19 protein-coding genes and 1 riboswitch are annotated in these 17,763 nt (G+C 43.8%); of the genes, 2 read left to right on the top strand and 17 right to left on the bottom strand.

What is annotated here, in order from left to right:
• Positions 1–69: 69 nt before the first annotated feature.
• The 7 genes from R7093_RS07945 to R7093_RS07915 all read right to left on the bottom strand — a co-directional run bounded on the left by R7093_RS07945 (position 70) and on the right by R7093_RS07915 (position 6,327).
• Positions 70–1,002 carry a Gfo/Idh/MocA family protein gene (locus R7093_RS07945; RefSeq protein ID WP_047102739.1) on the bottom strand — a complete coding sequence of 311 codons (933 nt, stop codon included), beginning with the start codon at positions 1,000–1,002 and terminating at the stop codon, positions 70–72.
• Between the two features lie 123 nt (positions 1,003–1,125).
• Complete coding sequence (locus R7093_RS07940) at positions 1,126–2,781, bottom strand: phosphoethanolamine--lipid A transferase (protein WP_318146590.1); 1,656 nt, start codon at positions 2,779–2,781, stop codon at positions 1,126–1,128.
• Between the two features lie 21 nt (positions 2,782–2,802).
• Positions 2,803–3,159, bottom strand: coding sequence for a diacylglycerol kinase (locus tag R7093_RS07935; RefSeq protein ID WP_017635149.1), 357 nt, complete (start codon positions 3,157–3,159; stop codon positions 2,803–2,805).
• 127 nt (positions 3,160–3,286) lie between these two features.
• Positions 3,287–3,679: a hypothetical protein gene (locus R7093_RS07930; protein WP_047102737.1), complete on the bottom strand. Its 393-nt coding sequence runs from the start codon at positions 3,677–3,679 to the stop codon at positions 3,287–3,289.
• Positions 3,680–3,798: 119 nt separating this feature from the next.
• On the bottom strand, positions 3,799–5,097 hold the full coding sequence (locus R7093_RS07925; RefSeq protein WP_005373675.1) for an ATP-binding protein: 1,299 nt from the start codon (positions 5,095–5,097) through the stop codon (positions 3,799–3,801).
• Positions 5,097–5,810, bottom strand: a complete 714-nt coding sequence (locus R7093_RS07920) for a response regulator (RefSeq protein WP_005373673.1) — start codon at positions 5,808–5,810, stop codon at positions 5,097–5,099. The genes R7093_RS07925 and R7093_RS07920 overlap by 1 nt, the downstream gene beginning before the upstream one ends.
• 220 nt (positions 5,811–6,030) lie before the next feature.
• Complete coding sequence (locus R7093_RS07915) at positions 6,031–6,327, bottom strand: isoamylase early set domain-containing protein (protein WP_017635151.1); 297 nt, start codon at positions 6,325–6,327, stop codon at positions 6,031–6,033.
• A 278-nt stretch (positions 6,328–6,605) separates the two neighbouring features.
• Here R7093_RS07915 and R7093_RS07910 point away from each other — a divergent pair, with 278 nt between their 5' ends.
• Both R7093_RS07910 and R7093_RS07905 read left to right on the top strand, forming a co-directional pair.
• Positions 6,606–6,986 (top strand): hypothetical protein, encoded by a 381-nt coding sequence (locus R7093_RS07910; protein WP_047102736.1) that lies wholly within the window; start codon positions 6,606–6,608, stop codon positions 6,984–6,986.
• Positions 6,987–7,069: 83 nt separating this feature from the next.
• Positions 7,070–7,669, top strand: coding sequence for a thiol:disulfide interchange protein DsbA/DsbL (locus R7093_RS07905; RefSeq protein WP_005373667.1), 600 nt, complete (start codon positions 7,070–7,072; stop codon positions 7,667–7,669).
• Between the two features lie 70 nt (positions 7,670–7,739).
• Here the strand turns inward: R7093_RS07905 and R7093_RS07900 are convergent, their stop codons facing one another.
• From R7093_RS07900 to codB, 10 genes are all read right to left on the bottom strand, one after another.
• Positions 7,740–7,985: a hypothetical protein gene (locus R7093_RS07900; protein WP_005373664.1), complete on the bottom strand. Its 246-nt coding sequence runs from the start codon at positions 7,983–7,985 to the stop codon at positions 7,740–7,742.
• A gap of 152 nt (positions 7,986–8,137) precedes the next feature.
• A complete protein-coding gene (locus R7093_RS07895) occupies positions 8,138–8,581 on the bottom strand; it encodes a DUF3429 domain-containing protein (RefSeq protein ID WP_017819861.1) in 444 nt (147 codons plus the stop codon).
• A gap of 10 nt (positions 8,582–8,591) precedes the next feature.
• Positions 8,592–9,137, bottom strand: a complete 546-nt coding sequence (locus R7093_RS07890) for a glutathione peroxidase (protein ID WP_047102735.1) — start codon at positions 9,135–9,137, stop codon at positions 8,592–8,594.
• A 104-nt stretch (positions 9,138–9,241) separates the two neighbouring features.
• The gene (ribB, locus tag R7093_RS07885) at positions 9,242–9,898 is read right to left on the bottom strand and encodes a 3,4-dihydroxy-2-butanone-4-phosphate synthase (RefSeq protein WP_005373655.1); all 657 of its coding nucleotides are present in this window, start codon (positions 9,896–9,898) and stop codon (positions 9,242–9,244) included.
• 113 nt (positions 9,899–10,011) lie between these two features.
• Positions 10,012–10,152: riboswitch (FMN riboswitch) on the bottom strand.
• 104 nt (positions 10,153–10,256) lie between these two features.
• Entirely contained in the window at positions 10,257–10,874 is a 618-nt protein-coding gene (locus R7093_RS07880) for a hypothetical protein (RefSeq protein ID WP_005373653.1), read from the bottom strand.
• A 117-nt stretch (positions 10,875–10,991) separates the two neighbouring features.
• Positions 10,992–12,845, bottom strand: a complete 1,854-nt coding sequence (locus R7093_RS07875; RefSeq protein ID WP_318146589.1) for an MFS transporter — start codon at positions 12,843–12,845, stop codon at positions 10,992–10,994.
• Between the two features lie 146 nt (positions 12,846–12,991).
• Positions 12,992–13,750: a helix-turn-helix domain-containing protein gene (locus R7093_RS07870; protein WP_005373649.1), complete on the bottom strand. Its 759-nt coding sequence runs from the start codon at positions 13,748–13,750 to the stop codon at positions 12,992–12,994.
• Positions 13,751–14,389 carry an HD domain-containing protein gene (locus R7093_RS07865; protein ID WP_017819864.1) on the bottom strand — a complete coding sequence of 213 codons (639 nt, stop codon included), beginning with the start codon at positions 14,387–14,389 and terminating at the stop codon, positions 13,751–13,753.
• Between the two features lie 248 nt (positions 14,390–14,637).
• A complete protein-coding gene (locus R7093_RS07860; protein WP_005373646.1) occupies positions 14,638–15,915 on the bottom strand; it encodes a cytosine deaminase in 1,278 nt (425 codons plus the stop codon).
• A 9-nt stretch (positions 15,916–15,924) separates the two neighbouring features.
• Positions 15,925–17,163: a cytosine permease gene (codB, locus tag R7093_RS07855; protein ID WP_005373644.1), complete on the bottom strand. Its 1,239-nt coding sequence runs from the start codon at positions 17,161–17,163 to the stop codon at positions 15,925–15,927.
• Positions 17,164–17,763: the final 600 nt, after the last annotated feature.

Raw genomic sequence — 17,763 nt, 5'->3', positions numbered from 1 at the left:
GCCTTCCTTAATGCAAGTCTTTTTAGTATAAAGCGTAATACTCAATCAAGCATATAGCCAAGAATCGCATTATCTAGAGACAACTTTCTCGAGATATTGACAAATTTGCTCTGCCAATCGATGGCTGGCAATGTTGCGTGTTACTACTTCATCAGCAATATTTCCAGACTCAACGACGCCAAACCAATCGAGCAACATCGAATGGAAACCTTTACTCGTCAGCATTGGCGTCCAGTCTTTCAAATTGATTTTTTGCTCTTGGTTAGCTTGCCATAGTTTGCCTTCAACGAAGGAGTCGAACTCAACTGCCTTGTTTGCATAACAAGCTTGAACGCGCTCTGTAGTGATACCGAAGTGGCGATTCATCGAGGCGTGGAGCAAAGTATCTCCATGTTGCCACTGAATATCTAAACGCGCCAACTGACCACCTTCAAGTTGATGAGTTACATAAGCATCTTTTAGATCGGCTTTGGCTGTGACGTTAACGCTGTCTAATGGGTGAATAAAATCATCAAATATAAAGGTACGAACATCCCCCGGTAGTTGGTGACGGTTCTTTTCCCAGCGTAGCGACTTTAAGTCAGATATGTTGCCTTGCTGCACTTGTGGCATATGTTGGTTGTAAAGTGGAATGTGACGACGGTTAAAGCCCACATAGAGTGGCTGTCTCTCTTTTTCGGCAATGTCGTACAGCTTTTCCACGTCATCAGCACTATTCGCTAATGGTTTGTCGACAAAGGTTGGAATTCCATGCTGCAGAAAAAATGCCGCTATTTGAGGGTGTACGCTTGTTGCCGCATGAATCATGACGGCATCGACGCCAAAGTGTAGAAGTTGCTGGTAGTCTTGGCAGATCTCTGAGACTCGATACTGCTTAGCCAGGCTCTCAAGTGTGTTTGGGTTGCGGGTACAAAATACAAGTTCGATATTTGGAAGCTGAGTGATAACAGGAAGGTATGCTTTCTGAGCGATATCCCCTAGACCAATAATACCAATTTTCATCCTAGTCCTTATCTCGATGTATGGGTCGCGGACTGTCAGTATAACGCTTGGCGCGGCGATGAGTTTAAATACCTTGTTAGAAAAAGCCTGATTCACACTTTGAGCCAGGCTTTATTGAATGATTTAGGAAACGGCTCGGCAGGCTTTGAATATATCTAACTTGCTATCGTAGGCTTGAGTTTGTACATCCATAATGCCTAATAAAGAGTGGAACACGTTATCATGTGAGTATTGGCCTGCATTCTGTGCTTGTTTATACAAACAGTCGGTATTGATCTGCTTCGCTTGTTTAAAGCCCGAAGACAGCCACATAATCAAAGGAACGCGTTTTTGGAAATCTGGTGCAAGGCCATAAGGCATACCATGTAAGAACAATCCGTTTTCGCCTAGTGACTCACCGTGATCCGATATATAAATTAGCGCGGTATTATACTCAGACTCTAACGCTTTAAGTTTTTTGATGGTTTCTGCCAATACATGATCGGTGTAGCGTATTGTATTGTCATATGTGTTCACTATTTGTTCGATGCTACAGTTTTCGATATCTGCACGTGGACAGTCTGGTTTAAAGAAGGCGTTGTCTCTTGGGTAACGCTGAAAGTAGGTCGGACCGTGGCTTCCTATAAGGTGCATGGCGACCACTCGGTTACCGTGCATATCCGCGACTTCCTGATCAAAATGATCTAATAGCGCCATGTCGTAACAAGTTTGGCCATTACACATAGGGCTTACTTGCTTTCGATCCACTTCGATTTTCTTGATCTTGTGGGCTACTTCTTTATCCCCACCGTCATTTTCTTTCCAAATGAGGTCAACCCCGGCGCGCTGCATTATATCGAGAGCATTGTCCTGGTTATCCGCTTTGGTGCGTTCAAACTCGTTTCGCGTGAGCTGTGAAAACATACAAGGCACAGATACAGCAGTCGCGGTGCCACAAGATGCGACGTCTTGAAATGAGATAACATCCAATTTACTAGTATAAGGGTTTGTCTCTCGTGTATAGCCATTGAGTTGGTAGTTCTGCGTTCGAGCGGTTTCTCCTACGACAAAAACCAGTAGTGTTGGTTTGCGCTGTGCTTGCTGTACGGCGCTATCTGACTGCTTTGCATCTGTGCCGATTTCTCGATATGGCTCTGGCGTGGTGAAATATTTCTCCTTCACATACCCGGTCGCGCTGTAAACGAACTGGGTGGGTATGATGATTTTTTTTAGGTGGCTATTGTTGCGCCCTACAGATGCGTAGTCTTGATAGTACACGCTGGCAATGACGGCGATGACAGCTAGCGACGACAGCATCGATACTAATTTGGTAACAGAGAAGTACAGTAATTGGTGACGTTGAGATTGCAGCTTGACCTTAAAGACAATTATCGCTGGGATAACTCCCATAATCAGCGTCCAAATTACAGAGTGAGCACTCAGGTAAGAACTCGCCTCGCTCGAATCGGTTTCAACAATATTGGCAATCATTCCAGAATCGAAAAGTGTGCCATAGTTATAGCTTGCGTAGCTCACCACACTTGAAACAATGATTAAAATTATAAAGAACGGCTTGCCGATCCAAGGCCAACTAAATAAATTAAAAAGGAAATTGAGCGCGGCAAGAAAGAAAATTGGTATTGTGATAATAAATCCAATCTTGACATTATCTAAGTGTGTAAAGATGCCGATCAGTTCTTTATAAATAGGGATATTTACGACGAGAGCGAAATACAGCGCCAACAGGAAAGTAAAGGTAACGTAAGAGATACCTCTCTGTTGTAAATCATGTGTCTTCATAATGAGTGTCTTGAATAAAAATTAGAGCAAGAACGAAGCCCATATAAAAAGGGCAAGAGTTAACGCAACAAATACTGCTGCTGAGCCAATATCTTTGGCTCTACCACTGAGCTCGTGCCAGTCATCGCTAACACGGTCGACAACCGCTTCTACGGCGGAATTAATGAGTTCGACGATCAATACCAAGAACAGGCTACTGATCATCAGCACTCTTTCGTATGTGGTGACAGGAAGGAAAAAAGCACAGACGGAAAGCACCAAGGCGAGAATCAATTCTTGTCTAAAAGCGGCTTCGTGTGTCCATGCGGCTTTCAATCCTTGAAATGAATAGCCGGTCGCATCCATGACACGGCGTATACCTGTTTTACCTGGCTTCAAAATATGACCTTACTATTTAAGCATTGGGATGGAACACATATCCCAGAGAGGTAACGAGATTAATCGTTACAGCGTGAAACATTTGTGAATAGAATCCATCGCGCGATAATTTAAGAAAAGTGCTTATTTAATCAAGATCGTAGACGGTATAGCCTTTGTGCTGGAGGCATTTACGCAATACGAGAGATTGAGTTTTGGTTGAATCATTTGTTCCACTCAAAGCACCAGCTCCAGCTCCTACAGCACCGCCGGCAGCAGCACCGACAGCCGCTCCACCTAATCCGTCTTCTAGCGCACCAGCAGCTGCGCCGATCAATGCGCCTGTAATTGCCCCATTAGTGGCTTCAGATTTCGCTGCCTCTGATTTGTCGACATTTTCTGCATAGCCTTGGCAGTAAAGAAAGTCTTGTTCATATGTACTAGGGTCGACATTGGTCATGTCGACGACAGGTTTTTGGTTGTAGGCGCAAGCTGTAAGCGTAGAAGTAAGCGCCATAATCAGGATAAAAGATTTATACATGAGTACTATCCATTTAGTGTGTGAATCTTATGGATTAAATGTACACTGTTTTATTGCTGGGCTCTGTCGCTTGAGTGTATTGAAGTGTCGTCTTCTGTAAACGGGGTAGGAAGGTTAAGTTAACTGTCTGATTTTTTGAGGCTAAGTGTGAAGCAAGCTCCTCCAAGTGGGCTATGGCAAATCGAAACTTCTCCACGTTGAAGCTCCATTATCTGTCTGACAATCGCCAAACCGAGCCCAAACCCGCTCGTCTTTTTGTTGCGAGATTCATCCGCGCTGTAAAATGGTTCGAATAGATGAGGCCAATGCTTTTCTTCAATACCTATGCCATCATCATGAACATTGATGAAGCAGCGGTGCTGATCGTGTTTTATCTCCACTAAAATCTGCTTATCTGCGTACCGCATTGCATTGCGCAGCAAGTTATCTAAGGCTCGCTTTAACAATTTTGGGTCAGCAAACGCGAGAACGTTTTCTGAGTTTACTTCTTGAAGCGAGATAGCGAGCGTAGTCTCTTTTTGCCATCTCTGTCGTAACTCTTTGACTAAGTTGAATAGGACGACTTCTTCTTGAGTTTGTAATGCTGTGTCAGGACGCTCCATCTTTGCGTAGTAAAGCAATTCTTCAACCATTTCTTCCATCTCGTCAATGTCTTCGACGATACTGTAAACATACTTTTTCTGTTGTTCAGTTAAGGTTGAATCCGATAACAAATCTGCTTGCCATTGTAAGCGGAAGATTGGGGTACGCAATTCATGTGCAACGGCGTTAGTTAGCATTTTATTGCTAGTGATCAAGCGAGATACTTTATCGGCCATCGTGTTAAAGCTTTTGTTTAACGTCCCAACAGACTTAGCGCTTGAGGTACTAGCTCGAGCCTTGAAGTTACCTGAGGCAAACTCAACGGTCACTCTCTCTAGCTCTCGAATCCGACGGCTTAAGAACCAGATCAACAATATGCAATACAGAGCAAATCCAGCTAAAAAGAACAACCAAACGATATTGTCATCAAAGTTGGCAGCTTTAACCACAGGGCTATTCGGATTATCGCTCATTTTAAAGATAGGCGTGCTCGCATCTAGGCGGAACCAGATATCCCTTTCTTCATCGTAAGCGACGTTAACGGAGGTATCACTTTCAAACGCCTTTTTGATGTCTGTTGGAAGCTCTTCAAGCGTATGAGGCACCAACAAACGATGGCTTGATGTGGCAAATTGTTCCAACTGTTGTTGAGTATATTCTAATCCGTGTTCTTTATAGATAGGGTAGATCAGATCGTGAAAAGCTTGACCCTCATGCTCTTGTAACAGGTAGTCATAATCTGTGTTGATCTCATAAACTAAGAACTCGTATCCCCACAAGCTAGCCATAAACAGAATGATAAGGCCAACAAAGCTTTCCAGATAAATCCGTCTCATTATTCATTCCATGCATCAGGCATAAATAGGTAGCCTTTGCCGCGAACGGTAATGATTTTTTGTGGTGAGCAAGAAGCATCGCCTAGCTTCTTTCTCAGTGTCACTATGCGATTATCAATGGTGCGGTCTGTTCCATCGTATTCAATACCACGCAGTGTTTTGGTCAGCCACTCGCGTGATAGTGTTTTTTCAGCATGCGTTGCAAGAACCCACAACAAATCGAACTCGCCGTCTGTCAGCGCAATTTCTTCTTGGTTCATTACGCACGATTTACGCAACCGGTTTAAACACAGAACACCAATTTGTAGGCCGTTTTCGGACTCGGTAGGCGCCGCCTCTTTTCTTCTTAATAGCATGCGAATACGAGCCAGCAATACGCGAGGTTTGATGGGTTTAGTAACAAAGTCATCTGCGCCTATTTCTAATGCGGCGACATGATCGAAGTCATCATCACTTGCTGTTAGCATCAACACTTTGCCTTTGTAGCATTCTCGGATTTGACGACATACACTCAGACCATCTTGCCCGGGTAGCATCAAATCTAACAGCACCACGTCTGGTTGTGTGTCAATAATCGCATTGGGTGCGTCCGTCCCATTGTCGATACATTTGACCTGAAAACCTTGTTCAACAAAATACTCTCCCAACATAGTTTGTAATTTGGGATCGTCTTCCACAATGATTAGAGATGGTTTGATTTGTTGTGCGTTCATTTAAGTGATGTATACAATATTTAATATCAATGGAACTTAAACAAATTTACGAATTATTTCAAATAAAGCTTTCTCAGAATAAGGTTATCGGATGAGTTAATTGGATAAAATTGCCAATTAATGATTTAAATCTAATCACTAATCACTAATCACATTTCGAGAGATGTAAAAAGGCGCAACGTTTGCGCCTAGATATGGAATCTTAAAGCGAAATTACCGCTTATTCGGTGGTACACACGACGCTGTTGTCGCTGCCAAAAACATTTGGAACGTAAGCATCAGCTTGTGGGTCATTTTCCCACTTCGCATCATCGAGCAAGTAACGGAACTGAACATTCTGCGCTTTAGGTAAGCGGGTTTTAAATTTAAACTGACGACTTTTCTTCACTAATTTCATCGGTTCTGGCTGCCAGTTGTTGAAGTCTCCAGCAATTTGGACAGAGTCCCACTGATCTTTATCTAGCTCGAACGTGACTTCGACTTCATCTTTTGTCTTAAAGAATCTTTTTTTAAGCATTGATCTTTCCTTGTTCGTACAAAAACCGTTCTAACTATTACTCGTGTTTCATAATGATTTCAAGTTTTATCGAATTGTTGCTGGTATCTGATGAGGGGAGTATCCGAACGGTGAATAGCTCGTTGTGCTGATTTCGTGTACTGAGGGAGCGTTAGAGAGAAAATTCACTAGCCTAAAATGGTCAAAGAACAGAGTTTGTTAGCGAGCCGAGAGTCCGTATCTTGAAGTCAAATCGTTATCATGTATTATCTTAAATCACCATTTTCCTTGATGTAGCTATGTTGAAGTTTAACCGTACATTGTTGACTGCGATAGTTTGCTTAGTTGCTATGCTTTTGAGTAGTGTCGCTCCTGTGGCGCAGGCTTCCGCTCCGATGAAAACAATTGAAGTACGCGATCTTATTGTTCAACAGGCTGCTCTGCACAAACAACTTGGCATCAATGACGACTGCGTAGAATCACATCACGATGAGTCAGCCATCAATAAGGCACAACAATCTCACACGAGTTGTAGCTCTTCCTGCATGGTCAAAATTCCCGCCAACTTATCTCAAAACGACTTACTGCTTCTTCCTTATAGCCTTGCATTGATTGATAGGCCTCTAGTCGAAAAAGTAGTGACTGTGATCACCAAGCTTTATCGTCCTCCGATTGTTTAATTCCTCATCTCAAATTACTTGGGGTTTACCCCTTTTTACCAAATGAAATGATTTGGCATTTGAATGCCACAAGGAAATAAACAATGAAAAAACTACTTGCCTTATGTAGTGCACTTTTACTGACTTTTACCGCTCATGCAGCGCAATTTGAAGAAGGGAAGCACTACAAAGTTCTGGATGTTAAGAAAGCATCGAAACCTGTTGTGACGGAATTCTTTTCTTTTTATTGCCCACATTGCTACAAGTTTGAGTCGCTTATTGAGCGTTTAAAACCTGCTCTGCCAAAAGAGGCAAAGTTTGAAAAGGTGCATGTGGGCTTCATGGGCGGAGATATGGCGATTCCGATGGCCAAGTCCTACGCGACGATGGTGTCGCTAGGAGTTGAAGATACAATGATTCCTGCCATGTTTGCCCAAATTCATCAAAAGCGACAAGCGCCAAAAGACGAAGCTGAGCTGAAACAACTCTTCGTTGATAATGGCGTCGAAGGTAAGAAGTTTGATGCGGCGTACAATAGTTTCGCCGTAAACTCAATGCAGAAAGGTTTTGATAAGCAATTCTCTGCTAGCACGTTGAGAGGGGTTCCGGGTGTGGTTGTGAACAATAAATACATTGTTTTGGCCAACGAAATTCGTACTTACGACGAGTACAATCAATTAGTTAATTACTTATTGACGCTGTAACTGTAAATAGCATTGATGCTTAAAAATGGCGACGGTAGAGTCGCCATTTTTTATGCTTATCACACTCGTATTATCTAAGAACGCTTGTACATGCTTGAGTCGGAACACTAGTCATAAATATGGCATGCGGATAAAACAAGCTAGCAGCAGTGATTGCAACATTACATGGCTGAGCAATCGTAGTTTTAATCACATTGGTAAGCACAGCACCTGTATTATTTACTGTTTGAGCGGCGGCTTGTTGTGCCTGGTAAGACACGCAACCTGTCGTTGCATTGATCATCGCAGTGCTAAACAAAAGTTTGCGAAAAAACATATTCATATCCTTTGTGAATGCTTTGAACTACTTATATGTGGATTGATTCATAAATGAAACAAAACAGTGTTCAAAATATGTGTGCATTCACGAAATGAACATTGTTTTATAAAAAGACGTTTTTTTGTGATCTTAGTACTGGACAGACCAGGTTATGAAACTAAAGCCAATCCGTGCATTACGATTACGCCGAAGGTCAGTTTGCTCCTCATTCCTTGATATCCCTTGGGCTCGGCGTCTTGTTCGACTTTCCTCACGAGCTTTTCTGCATACCAAACAGCAAGATACCCAATTGCTAAGAGTAGGGTTGCGACTGCGTAATGTTTGTGGCCCTGCAGTAATGCGCCCCAAGCCAGTAAGACAAAAAGGTTGCTGAGAATTAATACATTTCGGCTAAGGCGATGGTAGTAATGCTCAATGCCATTACCCCAAAGGATGCCGGATAAAAAACTTAATATAACGGCGCTATATGCGATGAAAAATTGCTGACCACTTAAATTGAAGAGTGAGATGTCAGTGAAAATCAGCCCTAAACTAAACACAAATGGAACCAGGCCTAAGTAACCGAGTTGTAGCATGGTTGAGCGTGTTGTCATGGTCGTCACCTTATAATTGTTGCTCTATCATATTGGTTAGCGTAGTACTTGTCGGTGATGTGGAGCTTGGAAAAGTAGCAATAACTTTACCTTCAGAGCTAATTAGAAACTTGTAGAAGTTCCATTTTGGTGTTATGCCTGCTTGGTTAGTAATCTGGTTGAAGACTGGGTTCGCATCTACACCTAATACTGAAGAGCGAGCCATCATTGGAAAGGTTACCCCGTAATCGAGATAACAGACTTTCGCTGTGTTTGTTTCGCTTCCTCTATCTTGTCGAAAGTCATTGCTCGGGAAACCGATAACGGTGAAGTTTTGGTCTTTGTAAGTTTGATAGAGGGTTTCTAACTGTTCAAACTGAGGAGTGAAGCCGCACTGGCTTGCTGTATTGACGATTAGTAGTGTCTTTCCCTTAAAGCTTTCGCATAGATCGACTTCTTCCGTTGAGTTTAACAACCTTTGCTTACCTTGAAGAATATCAGGGCACTCAGATGCAAGAGCAAGCGAATTCATGGAGAGAAAGCTAACGAGAGCGGCGAAGTTCAGTAATCCTTTCATGGTGTTGTTCCCCTTGTTTTCAATAAGTATAACTACTTAAGTGCAAAGAGGATCGATCAAAAAAGCCGCACAAATGCGCGGCTTTTTCAAGAGCTGAGATCTGACTATGCCAGTTTCAACTCGAACTGGTTCAGGTACATTACCATGTCTTCAATCGTCAGTACCGGCATGTTGTGCAGGCGACCGAATGCTACGATCTCCGGTGCCTTTGCCATCGTGCCATCTGGATTGGTCACTTCACACAGTACGCCAGCGGGTTGAAGCCCTGCCATTTGCATCAGATCAATCGTACCTTCTGTGTGACCACGGCGAGTCATTACACCACCTGGACGTGCGCGCAGAGGGAATACGTGACCCGGGCGAGCAAGATCTTCCGGTTTTGCGTGCGGGTTTGCCGCCGTTTTAATGGTCGTTACGCGGTCTGCTGCTGAAACACCCGTTGTTACACCAACTTTCGCTTCAATAGAAACCGTAAATGCGGTTTGGTTTGCGCTGTTGTTGTTTACCACCATTGGAGGCAGTTCCAGTTTGTCTGCTTGAGCATCTGTTAAGCACAAACAAACGATGCCGCTACATTCGCGGATCATCAATGCCATTTGCTCGTTAGTGAGGTGCTCGACTGAATAAATGATATCGCCTTCGTTTTCGCGATCTTCATCATCAAGAAGCAGTACGCCACGGCCTTCTTTTAAAGCGATAAGTGCGTTTTCAACGCGAGTAATTGGGTCGCCGAATTCGGCAAGTAGTGATGACTGATTCATGGTTAACTCCTAAATTTCACCAGAATCAGGGCGGTATGAGAGATCGCCGTAAAATACGATCAAAAAGAAGTGCACCAGCATTCTTAGCGATCTGACTCGCTATGCTGGTGTATTCTTATTCTCTTTCATCCGGACTATAACCGTCGGCTCTGGCATCTCACCAGATCTGCTGACCTCGACGAATCGAGCGCTCGCGGGCTCACTTGAAAAAGTATACCGCCGGTGGGGAATTTCGCCCCGCCCTGAGAACAATTAAAAATGTACCACTTCATCCAAGTTGTGAAGAAGTGGAGCTAGGATAGTACTGCGAACTGAATAGCTTGGAAAGTCGATTCCATCTGTATGATGGAAAAGTGTGCTATCGACGGAAATAATCTGTGCGAATAAAGTGATCAATCTGCTGCGGCACGAAGGTGTTGTAAATCAGGCTCGTATGCGTTTGCTTCACTTCGATATGATCTTGCATACCGTCCAGTCTTGTCTCTTCTACGGTAACGGTACCGTCCGACATGGTGTTGTCATTACGGATCAACAATGGGCGAGCGCCAATCGGCATCGTTCCTGCGATACTGCCGAGTTTTTGAGGGAAATCCCAGGCGTCATCATGTTTGTTTAATCCGTGGTGTGGCGAATTGCCTAAAATTGCACCCAATCCGAGATCTTGAATTCGACCTACAATGGACGCGCCTTTAAGAGGCGAACCGATAGCGACAACATGAGAGATTAAGTTAGTACTCGGTTTTCTGTTGGCGAGATAGCGCTTAATCATCAAGCCTCCCAAGCTGTGTCCCACGAGCACGTTTGTGGTCAGTGGATTAAGCGAATGATCAATAGAATCAAACAGTGAAGACTCATCGATAGCAACAGTGTTATAGCTGAGTACTTGCGTTTCGTATCCGAGTTTTCTCAGCTTTTGGCTAAGAGGCTGCATGACCAGCCCATGCATATAAAGACCATGTAAGATGATGATTTTCATAATACCTCCTAGATTTATGACGTCGTAGATATCCTACTCTAATTAACAAAGAACTACTTGTGCTTTGTGGTGCATATTTACGTTTTGCTGCAAAGTTTGACTGCTGTAGCAAGCGACTCAGCCCAGTAAATCCTGTACTTGTTGTTGCAATTGATGACGATTTAAAGACGCAGGACTTAACACTTCACCGATAACAACATCCACTTTTGACCAAAAACGAGTCGGTCGTTTTGTGAGAGCATGTCCGCCTTTGTGGCTGAAAAAAGAACCCCAAAGCCCTTTTAACGCCATAGGGATGACAGGAACAGGGTTACGTTCAAGGATTTTCTCTACACCAGGGCGAAACTCACCCAATTGACCGTTAGACGTTAAACGACCCTCAGGGAAGATACAGACAACCTCACCGTCGTTAAGTGCTTGTTCAATCTGTTCAAATGCTCGTCGGTAAGTGTCGGCACACTTACGTGGAGAACAGATCGGGATAACACCGGCATGACGGAATACATATTTAAGAACAGGTAGCTCGCTGATGGACTTGTCCATCACAAAACGAACCGGGCGAGTAGAGGTTCCCATCAAAATCAATGCATCGACATAGCTAACATGGTTAGCCACGATTAACGCAGCACCTTGTTCAGGGATATGTTGGCGCCCCTTTACGGACACACGATACATACAATGGCTGAGTAAATAACTGATAAAGCGTTGTGTAAATTCCGGTACTTGGCGATAGACATAGATCGCCACGAAAAAGTTACCTATTGCCATCATGGCAAACAGTTCCACAATAGAAAGCTCTAGTACGCTGAGTACAACGATCGAAACCAAAGCAGACACCACCATAAACAACGCATTCATGATGTTGTTAGCAGCAATGGCACGTGCACACTCCCCTTTGTTTGAACGCGATTGGATGAACGCATAAAGAGGAACGATAAAGACACCGCCGCTTAAACCAACAAGGAACAGGTCAATCATGACGCGCAGATGTTTTGATTCAGCAACGAAGCTTTGCACATCATAAAAGTGCACCGGAAGTGATGGATAACTTGGGACTGCCCATAGCAAGTCGACGCCAAAGACTGTCAGACCAAGGATACCGAATGGCAAAATACCAAGCTCAACGTGGTTGAAAGAAAGTTTTTCACACAACCAAGAGCCTGTAGCGATACCAATGGAAAACAATGCCAACAGTAAAGAAACGACAGTGCTATCTGCGAACAAATGTTCGCGTGCGAAGTTAGGGAATTGAGTTAGGTAAGTCGCACCCATGAACCAGAACCAACTAATGGCAAGAATAGACATCCAGATGCCTCTCTGTTTTTTTGCCACTTTTAACGTGTCCTTTAAACCAGAAATCGGTTCAAATTTCGCTTTGTCATTCGATTGGCTAGGCATCGCTGGAATATTCACGCTGCTCATGAACCCAAGCAAAGACAAGGCAATCACGGTACAAGAAGCAATCAAGGTACCATTAGGAATGGATAGCAGCAGGCCTGCACAAAGCGTACCTATAAGAATCGAAAGGAACGTGCCCATTTCAACCCAAGCATTTCCTTTAACAAGCTCATTTGGTTTGAGCGCTTGTGGTAGCAAGGCGTATTTCACGGGACCAAAATAGGCCGATTGAGTGCCTGTCATAAACAGCAGAACCAGCATCAGCATGGCACTTTGGGTGGCAATAGCGGTTGCTGCGCAAGACATGATAGCTAGTTCGATGAGCTTTAGACGTCGGATTAACTTGGCTTTGTCCATGCAGTCAGCGACGGCACCAGCATGCGCTGAGAATAGAAAGAAAGGTAGGATGAATAAGCCTGCCGCCAAATTAACGAATAGATTGACGGATATTGGTAGGTTATCAATTTGGCTGTATGTCACCATCAATAACAGAACGTTTTTGTAGATGTTGTCATTGAGTGCGCCAAGGCATTGCGTCACAAAGTAAGGAAAAAAGCGTTTTGAGAAAAACATACGGGCCCCGATTAAACAAAGTCGAATGAGATGGGAGCACTTTATGCTCAATGAACGATTAAACCAGCTTTCTTTTTCAAGTGATGTTGTATGCCACCAAAAGTAACGAAATTCGTTACTTTCATTTCCATTCGTTTATTGAGTTACTAATTCCGAGACTTCTGAGTAGGTTTTCTTTCCCATGGTTCAAACAGAGGGAACGTCCAACGACGCATCGCAATAATCAGAGAGGTGCCGTGTTTTTCGTCCATATCGAGAGAGCTATCATTTTGGCAAGCCTGATAAAACTCATCGATGACCTTTTGCAGTTTCTGTTGTAGCTTCTTGTTGGTTGGTACACTCATCAATCCTGTTGCCATGGAGAACTTTTCATCTTCACCAGAAAAGTAGCTTTGGAAAAAGGCGTCTTGAACTTGCTGTTGGAAGAACCGTTGAATAGGGCCGCCCATCTGCCACTTAAATGTCGGAGATATACGCAAACGAATTTTGTTATTTGGCTGCAAGTCGATGATGTTCAGACGATCCAAATGAGCAAGCTTTTGCACCAGTTCAAATTCATTGAAGGTGTATTGCTGAACGATTTGCTCAAACTGATAGCCATTTACAACACAGATTGCCACGAGTAGCAGGGCTTTATCATCAACCAACTGCTTTTCTTGCTCTAACGTTAGCGACTCTAGACCTTTATTGTGCGCAGCCGCAAGCTTAAACAGGTCCGCCATTTCTAAACCAATCAATTGGCAAATGCGTTCTAAGCGTTCAAGACTAATGTGTTGACCTTCAGCGAGTAAACGTTTGACGCTTCCTTCACTTAAATCAAGGTGTTGTGCAACATCAGCATAATGCAGCCCAGCTAACTTTAGTTGGCGTTTAAGCTCTTTAATTAACGTATAGCTTTCTGACATTTACGCTGTTACCTCGTCGTGTAACTGCTCTAGGTACGTTTGCATAAAGGTTTTGCGTTTTTGCGCTTCGCGTCTTGCTGACTCTGTGTTCATAGTTTCAGCGATTTTGAATAACTTGGTCTGAAAGTGATCCAGAGTGAATTGTTTATCGTTAAGTTCACGTTCTTCGGCAAATATATCGCTGTCGTTGTAAAGTTGCGCGTTAAATTGAGTGCTGACTTGAATGCATCGCGTCACGCCAATTGCGCCTAAAGCGTCCAGACGGTCGGCATCTTGGACGATTTTGGCTTCTAACGTATTTGGCCTGATGTTTGCGCTAAAGCTGTGTGCCTCTATCGCATGAGCAATGGCATCATGATATTGCTGGGGATAATCGATACTCTCTAAAAATGCGACCGCTTTTTTGGCTGCGATGATTGAGCTCTCTTTGCGATTTGGGTGATCTTTCGGGTAAGTAAAGCAATCATGCAAATAGGCAGCCGGTAATACAATCGCGATGTCTGCATTTTCTTCTTTGCAGAGCTGTTTCGCTGTTTTGACCACGCGTTTTACGTGTTTAAGATCATGAGCTGCATCTACTTGCATCTCTTGCTGCATAAATTCCAAAAATTGCGGTTCTATCTGGCTTAATGACGTCATGGTTCATATCTACAACTAAAATGAAGTCAGAAGTATGCCCAACGCTTAGAATAATTTCCAAGTGCGATGGTGTAATTGAGATTCAGCCACCAGAACCTTGTGCAACGTTTGGTACTGAGCCGTTTTATATGGCCTTTCAATGTGTTCAGTGGTTTATGAGACAAGAATAGACAGAGCGAGCAGTGATGTTTACCAGTAGAAAAAAGGCCTGACGATGTCGTCAGGCCTTTTTCTTTTCGCCGATCTTTTTAGCGTTTGAACGTTACTTGCTCTGCTTGTTCAAGATGAATATGAGTTGTCGCAGGCTGTGTTTCTGCAATCACTTTACCGTGACGAACAGAGTAACGAACCGGCACTTGGCGACGTACTGCGTCAAAACCATTTTCTGCGGGAAGAATCAGTAAACTACCTGGTTTGCCTTCTTCAATGCCGTGCTTGTCTTGAATGTTCAGTGTACGTGCTGAATTGGTGCTGATCAGATCCAGTGAGTTGTTGATTTGGTCGTAACCCATCACCTGACACACGTGCAGACCCATATGCAGCACTTGCAGCATGTTTGCAGTGCCTAGTGGGTACCAAGGGTCAAATACATCATCGTGTCCAAAGCAGACGTTGATGTTGGCATTCAGCATCTCTTTCACTCGTGTTACGCCGCGACGTTTTGGGTAATCATCAAAACGGCCTTGTAAGTGAATGTTCACCAATGGATTTGCCACGAAGTTGATACCGGACATGCGTAATAAACGGAACAGGCGAGATGCGTATGCACCGTTGTAGGAACCCATCGCTGTGGTGTGACTGGCCGTGACTTTATTCCCCATATCAAACTTGTGCGCTAATGCTGCCAGTGTTTCAACGAAGCGAGATTGTTCGTCATCGATTTCATCACAATGCACGTCGATCAGGCGGTCGTATTTTTGCGCTAACTCGAATACGTAGTGCAGCGATTCAATGCCATATTCGCGTGTGAATTCAAAGTGTGGAATCGCGCCAATCACGTCCGCACCTAATTTGACGGCTTCTTCTAGCAGCTCTTTGCCATTTGGGTAAGAGAGAATTCCTTCCTGCGGGAAGGCGACGATTTGGATATCTACCCATTCTTTCATCTCTTCACGCACTTCTACCATCGCTTTTAGGGCAATTAGGGTAGGGTCTGAAACATCGACGTGGGTACGAACGTGTTGTACGCCGTTTGCTATCTGCCATTTTAAGGTTTGTTTTGCGCGCGCTTTCACGTCTTCAATCGACAGCATTTCTTTGCGCTCAGCCCAACGTTCAATACCCTCAAACAATGTGCCAGAGATGTTCCAGCTTGGCTCGCCTGCGGTTTGAGTTGTATCTAAGTGAATGTGTGGCTCGCAGAAAGGCGCAACCGCCATACCGCCTTCAGCATCGATGATGTCACCGTTATGACTAAGCTCCACATCGTTGCTTTCAATGTGCTTGAATTGACCATCTTCAATCAAAATTTGCTGCAGACCTTCTTGTCCTTTTAGCGTTACGTTTTTGATCAGTAGTGTTGTCATGATGGTTCCTTACGCTGGCTGTGTAGCCAGTGCTTTTTTGTTAAGAATAGGATTAAGAATCAGGAAGCTAATTGCGCCGCCAAGTACAGCGTTAATCGGCACTACGCCAGGCAGGAAGTGTCCCGCACCAACGCCAATCACGACAGCGATAATGCCAGCCCAGTTAACGTTTTGGAATTGGGCGGCTTCAAAGTTTGCGTAGCGTTTACGGTTCGTGAAGAAGTCAGCGATGATCACACCGCCAATCGGTGGAATTGCCAAAGATAAGAAGGTCAGCCAGCCAACAAAGTTATTGTAGAGCCAGAGAGCGCAAAGTGTGCCAACAAGACCGTTCGCCATTGAGATGTATTTACTTGGTAAGCCTGTGATGTTGGAAAATCCAAGACCCGATGCGTAGAGCGCGTTGTCGTTGGTCGTCCAGATGTTCAAGCCAAGAACGATGATAGCTGGAATAAGAAGACCTTGCGCGATCATCACTTCAGAAATGTCTGATTGACCCGTCACCGACGCACCTGCCGCGCCAAAGATAAACATTAACGAGTTACCGATGAAAAATGCCACCATGGTGATCATCACGGCGCTGCGCGGCTTTTTACCAAAGCGTACGAAATCCGCCGTTAATGTACCAGCACTGACAAAAGAGCCGACAACCATCGCGAGAGCTATTGAAAAATCGAGTGGCTCGGTTGGTTGAACCTGTTGTAGTTCGCTTATACCGCCAACACTATTTACTGCCTCGATGACAGAGTAGCCGCCAAGTAGCGCAATGGCAGGAACGGCAATTGCTGACAACACCATCAGTGCGGAGATGCCAAAGTAAACGGTCGCGGTCATGAGCAAACCGGAGACGAGGATCAAAGTATTGGTATCGATGCCCGTTGCTTTGTGCACCGGAATCGCAAACATCGCGACACCAACTCCAAACCACCCAACTTGAGTACCGCCAAGAAGAGCAGAAGGAAGCCAAGAGCCTTTAGAACCAAAAGAGAAACGAGCAAGAAGGTGAGTAGAGAGACCAGTAGAAGCGCCGATGTAACCGAGGAAAGAAGTGTAAATACCGAGGATTAGGTTACCGATGAGAACAGCGAGGAAAAAATCATTAAAGGAGAGCCCAGTACCGAGAGAACCCCCAGTCCACATACTTGCGGAGAAAAAAGTGAGTCCTAACATCACCATTGTAAGTGACGCCACGCCTTTTCTGGCCGTGTTAGGAACTGGTCCAAGACTGTAGTTATTGTCTCCAGCCATTATTACCTCCGCACATTGAAATATTAAATTATAGCACCTGATTTTCAGGCAAACGGCGCGTATTATCGTGATGTAAATTTAATAGTCAATGATAAAATTGCAATTTAAACGTTTGCTTTGTTTTTTATGTGTATTTTTTCTTTTAATAACAATGGTTTGATTTTTAAATTCTAAAGGTGGAAATTTTGATTTTACGTATTTTCTATGATTTATAGACAGGTTTTCTATGTGAAATGAATGTTTTGAATTGCTATTTGTTTTTATGGATTAAATTTATCTATAACTCTGGATTGTTCAGTCGATTTCTATGAAAAGAAAACGATTTCATGATGAGGTTTTTGGTTTGGACGTTATTTGTTCTTTTCTGGGTGTGTTTTCTTGGTTTTATTTTATGTAGGTGATTTATTTTTGTTGAAGCTGGCATTTCTAATGGTTTAGTGGGCGAATATTTGAATTTTATAAACAGTAAACAATCTGTTGTGGGTAAGAAAAGTACAACCGAGCTCGGTCAGAGGATAAGAGGGCAATAGCCACATAAAAAAATAGCCAACCGCAAAGAGTGCGATTGGCTTATATACATGTGAACAAAATCAAGTTCAC

The organism is Vibrio sp. 1580 (assembly GCF_033340055.1).
The sequence above is the reverse complement of the archived record's forward strand: the minus strand, read 5'-3'. Positions and strand labels throughout refer to the sequence as shown.

What these genes read in the sequence shown, in the direction of transcription:
- R7093_RS07945 (WP_047102739.1), bottom strand. Translation starts at nt 1,002, where the DNA reads ATGAAAATTGGTATTATTGGTCTAGGGGATATCGCTCAGAAAGCATAC.
- R7093_RS07940 (WP_318146590.1), bottom strand. Translation starts at nt 2,781, where the DNA reads ATGAAGACACATGATTTACAACAGAGAGGTATCTCTTACGTTACCTTT.
- R7093_RS07930 (WP_047102737.1), bottom strand. Translation starts at nt 3,679, where the DNA reads ATGTATAAATCTTTTATCCTGATTATGGCGCTTACTTCTACGCTTACA.
- R7093_RS07925 (WP_005373675.1), bottom strand. Translation starts at nt 5,097, where the DNA reads ATGAGACGGATTTATCTGGAAAGCTTTGTTGGCCTTATCATTCTGTTT.
- R7093_RS07920 (WP_005373673.1), bottom strand. Translation starts at nt 5,810, where the DNA reads ATGAACGCACAACAAATCAAACCATCTCTAATCATTGTGGAAGACGAT.
- R7093_RS07915 (WP_017635151.1), bottom strand. Translation starts at nt 6,327, where the DNA reads ATGCTTAAAAAAAGATTCTTTAAGACAAAAGATGAAGTCGAAGTCACG.
- R7093_RS07910 (WP_047102736.1), top strand. Translation starts at nt 6,606, where the DNA reads ATGTTGAAGTTTAACCGTACATTGTTGACTGCGATAGTTTGCTTAGTT.
- R7093_RS07905 (WP_005373667.1), top strand. Translation starts at nt 7,070, where the DNA reads ATGAAAAAACTACTTGCCTTATGTAGTGCACTTTTACTGACTTTTACC.
- R7093_RS07900 (WP_005373664.1), bottom strand. Translation starts at nt 7,985, where the DNA reads ATGTTTTTTCGCAAACTTTTGTTTAGCACTGCGATGATCAATGCAACG.
- R7093_RS07895 (WP_017819861.1), bottom strand. Translation starts at nt 8,581, where the DNA reads ATGACAACACGCTCAACCATGCTACAACTCGGTTACTTAGGCCTGGTT.
- R7093_RS07890 (WP_047102735.1), bottom strand. Translation starts at nt 9,137, where the DNA reads ATGAAAGGATTACTGAACTTCGCCGCTCTCGTTAGCTTTCTCTCCATG.
- ribB (WP_005373655.1), bottom strand. Translation starts at nt 9,898, where the DNA reads ATGAATCAGTCATCACTACTTGCCGAATTCGGCGACCCAATTACTCGC.
- R7093_RS07880 (WP_005373653.1), bottom strand. Translation starts at nt 10,874, where the DNA reads ATGAAAATCATCATCTTACATGGTCTTTATATGCATGGGCTGGTCATG.
- R7093_RS07875 (WP_318146589.1), bottom strand. Translation starts at nt 12,845, where the DNA reads ATGTTTTTCTCAAAACGCTTTTTTCCTTACTTTGTGACGCAATGCCTT.
- R7093_RS07870 (WP_005373649.1), bottom strand. Translation starts at nt 13,750, where the DNA reads ATGTCAGAAAGCTATACGTTAATTAAAGAGCTTAAACGCCAACTAAAG.
- R7093_RS07865 (WP_017819864.1), bottom strand. Translation starts at nt 14,389, where the DNA reads ATGACGTCATTAAGCCAGATAGAACCGCAATTTTTGGAATTTATGCAG.
- R7093_RS07860 (WP_005373646.1), bottom strand. Translation starts at nt 15,915, where the DNA reads ATGACAACACTACTGATCAAAAACGTAACGCTAAAAGGACAAGAAGGT.
- codB (WP_005373644.1), bottom strand. Translation starts at nt 17,163, where the DNA reads ATGGCTGGAGACAATAACTACAGTCTTGGACCAGTTCCTAACACGGCC.